Origin of the sequence: Collinsella bouchesdurhonensis, from assembly GCF_900155365.1 — a bacterium.
Classification (GTDB): domain Bacteria; phylum Actinomycetota; class Coriobacteriia; order Coriobacteriales; family Coriobacteriaceae; genus Collinsella; species Collinsella bouchesdurhonensis.
In genome coordinates this window covers 1-3217 of the sequence record NZ_LT699735.1, presented here as the reverse complement: position 1 = coordinate 3217, position 3217 = coordinate 1, and the positions used below count along the sequence as shown (strand labels likewise).

Here is a 3217-nt window from a genome sequence, read left to right as displayed (position 1 = left end):
CCCGCCACGGCACAGCAGGTCGGCGATGTCATCGACACCACCGATGGAGCCGATTGCCGTCTCGACTGCTTTGCCGGAGAGCAAAGAGCCGAGGGACACAGCTCCCTTCGAGATACCGAGTTCGAACAGAGTCATAGTGTCCATGCGCAGCCTTGAGATGCGGCCGACGCCGCTGTGCATCGGCGTGCGGTCGTCTCTCGGCGTGGCCGATCCGGTCAGGATGAACTGACCGCGCTCGCCCCGTCTGTCGCACTCGTAGCGCACGGCGTCCCAAATGCTCGGAACCTCTTGCCATTCGTCAATCAGCCTCGGTGTCGTGCCGACTATTGCCTTGGCCTGGTCGATCTCGGCGAGCTGTCGGGCTGCGAAGCTGCCCTCAGGGTCGGAAAGTGACAATGACGATGCCGCGAAGCGCTGGGCTGTCGTGGTCTTCCCGCACCACTTCGGCCCTTGGATGAGCACCGCCCCGAAGATTCCGAGATCCCTCTCGACCATTCGGTCGATGCACCTGCCTATGTACTCAGCCATGACCCGTATCTCCTTGGAAACGTTGAAATTTACAACATTCTACCAGTGCGTGGGTCGTTTTGACGGTAATTTATGAGACCATTTGTCGGTAATCCGTGGGACATTTTCCTTTGTTTTGTGAGACTGGCTGATAACAAGCAGGTGGAATAAACATGGGGGCCCGGCCCTTGCCGCGCAATCGGCGCGCGGCAAGGGCCGGGCCCATCTCATATGTTGTCAACGCTAGCGGTGAACCTGAACGCCAGGGCACATTCTTTGTTGGATGAAACCATCATAGCGGCTAGCGGAAGGTGTCATCGAAGGAGCGTGCTGGAAAGCACCCGTCTCCTTAACTGTTAGAAATGCAAGTTAATAATCTATGTGGTCGATATGCCGTTAAACCCGCATATCGATACCGTTCAGCCATTCGCCTCGCCCCCGTCGCACGTATCTTCATCCGGTCTGTTACTTTTAAACTAACAATTCTTTGAGGAACGTAGGTGCTTCTGAATGTACTGTCGACTTCTTCTCAAACTAATCCTAAGAGACAAGGCCGTATGGATTTGTACGCTCGTTCTCGCTGCAGCCTTCTCCATCCCCATTGCGTTCAATTCACCCATCTACGGGCCCTTCTTCATGAAGCAGGGCATGCAGGGCTTCGTCGACGCATTCAATACGCGCGCGCCCCAGGCCAGCGGCACAGACCTATCGCCAGAGCAGCAAGATGACGCTGAGCTTGCAAGATACGCGAACGCCGCCCTCGCCGCTCAAACCGACGCCGCCTTTCTCGACTCTGCCGAGAGCTACTACGCGCTCATGGACGAAGGCTTCCAATCCGGGTCCATCGTGGGAGACCGAGAGACCAATGACGCAGACCTCGCGTATTGCCGCGCTCTGAGCAGCTCCGGCATCACGGATATCCCGGCCTCCGCAAACGACCTGCCATTCCTTTCCTTCCTGCCTTACGCCATTGCCCAGGCGCCGTCTTTCCTTCCCTTCATCCCCTTCCTTCTCTCGTCGATACTCGTGCTCGGCGCCACAAGGCCCGGGACCCTGGCGGCAAAGGCGCCCGTGCCCAAATTCCGGCGCCTTATCCAAACCGTGTTTTCGATAATTGGCGCGGGGACCGCGATGCTCCTCGCCGGCCTTGCACCCGGGAGCATTTACGCCTTGGCCCTAAACGGCTTCGGGCAAACTGGGTACCCGATCGCCTTCTTCCATAACGGCGTGCTTGCCACCACGACCGCGGGAGACGTCTTCACGACCCTGCTTCTCGCGCTGCTTGCGGGCGGAACCTTGATATCCGTTTGCTCCGTCGTCCTATCGACCGCAACGAGGCGCGTCTTCGCAGGCCCCCTTGCCTCCGCGCTGCTTGTCGCGGCCCCGGCATTCCCGTTACTGTCCGATTCGGCGCTGGAGCATAATGCCGTGCTCGGGCTCCTGCCGCTGGCCGTGTTCTCGCCTATCGAGGCAACGGGCTACGTGGGATGCTTCCCGACGGAATTCATTGGCTCCGGTTCAGGCAGCGCATCGATGCTTGCCGTGGCACTGATATACGTCGCGGTCCTTTTTGCGGTCGGCGCCGTTGCGGCACGTTCGCCCAAACAGGCTGGACCCGCTAAAAAGCACCATGGGCTCGAGCTCCTAGACGCGAGCGTGGGATACGGGAGCACGACGGTACTTTCAATCGGATCGCTTTTCCTGGGCCCGGGGACGGCGGCGGGCCTCGTTGCTCCCAACGGCTCGGGGAAAACCACCCTTCTTGAAGCGCTATCGGGCCAATTTCCCACCCGCATCCGCTCGGGAAGCCTGGTGGCAGACGGAATCTGCCAACGTCGATCAGCCGAATTTGCAGAACTCGTCTACCTGAGCTCTTCGGGCGGCGCGGATCTCTACCCCACGCTATCGGCCCTCGAGCACCTCTCTTTCGTTAGGGAGGCGTGGAAATCAGCCGCCGACATCGACTCGCTCTGCAACTCCCTCGGAATCTCCCCATATCTCGACAAGCCGGCCCGTAAACTCTCGACAGGAATGAAGCAGCAGGTAAAGCTTGCCATGGCGATAGCGACCGATTGCCCGTACCTCATCCTCGATGAACCGCTGAACGGCCTCGATCCGGGAAAACGAAAAACCTCCTGCGACGCGATGCGCAGCGAAGTGACACGGGGCCGCAGCGTGCTCATCTCAAGCCATCTACTCGACGACCTGGCAGACCTCACCGACTCGTTCTACTTCATCGAGGCCGGCACGCTCGTGGAAAAGATCGAGTCGTCCTCGCAAACACTCAAGCAGGAATACCTCGATACATACGAAGGAGGTGAATGACATGAAACTATTTGAACAGCTGAAGCCCAATGCGTCGCGCATGGCTGTCTACGCCATCCTTGTGGCAACGGCTTTATGCGGAATCGCGGCACCCGTCTATGCGCTCAACGGAAAGAAAGGCGATGTCGAGCCTGCGTACATGAGCTCGACGGTTAAGGACCGGTACAAAGCCTTCTCTGGAGACGCGTTTTACGTAGCAGAGTACGACACGACCTACCGTGAGCTTCGCTACAACAAGAGATACGAATATCTAGGCGCAAATGCAATCAGCTATACATCGGGTTGGTACGGCTCCCACTATGGACACATAACCCAGTTCAAGTGTAACTACCGTGTGTACAACTAAAGCAACCGGCTGGGACGAGGGGCGACGCAAAAGCGTCGC

The 3217-nt window shown here is 58.4% G+C and carries 3 protein-coding genes; 2 read left to right on the top strand and 1 reads right to left on the bottom strand.

Features of this window, described 5'->3' with window-relative positions:
• Nucleotides 1-528, bottom strand: a 528-nt coding sequence (locus BQ9843_RS00065) for an ATP-binding protein (protein WP_154665533.1), incomplete at its 3' end; no start/stop codon positions are given.
• A gap of 489 nt (nt 529-1017) precedes the next feature.
• Between BQ9843_RS00065 and BQ9843_RS00060 the strand changes: the two genes are divergently transcribed.
• Both BQ9843_RS00060 and BQ9843_RS00055 read left to right on the top strand, forming a co-directional pair.
• Nucleotides 1018-2832, top strand: a complete 1815-nt coding sequence (locus tag BQ9843_RS00060) for an ABC transporter ATP-binding protein (protein ID WP_075843400.1) — start codon at nt 1018-1020, stop codon at nt 2830-2832.
• Between the two features lies 1 nt (nt 2833).
• Nucleotides 2834-3178: a hypothetical protein gene (locus BQ9843_RS00055; RefSeq protein WP_075843399.1), complete on the top strand. Its 345-nt coding sequence runs from the start codon at nt 2834-2836 to the stop codon at nt 3176-3178.
• Nucleotides 3179-3217: the final 39 nt, after the last annotated feature.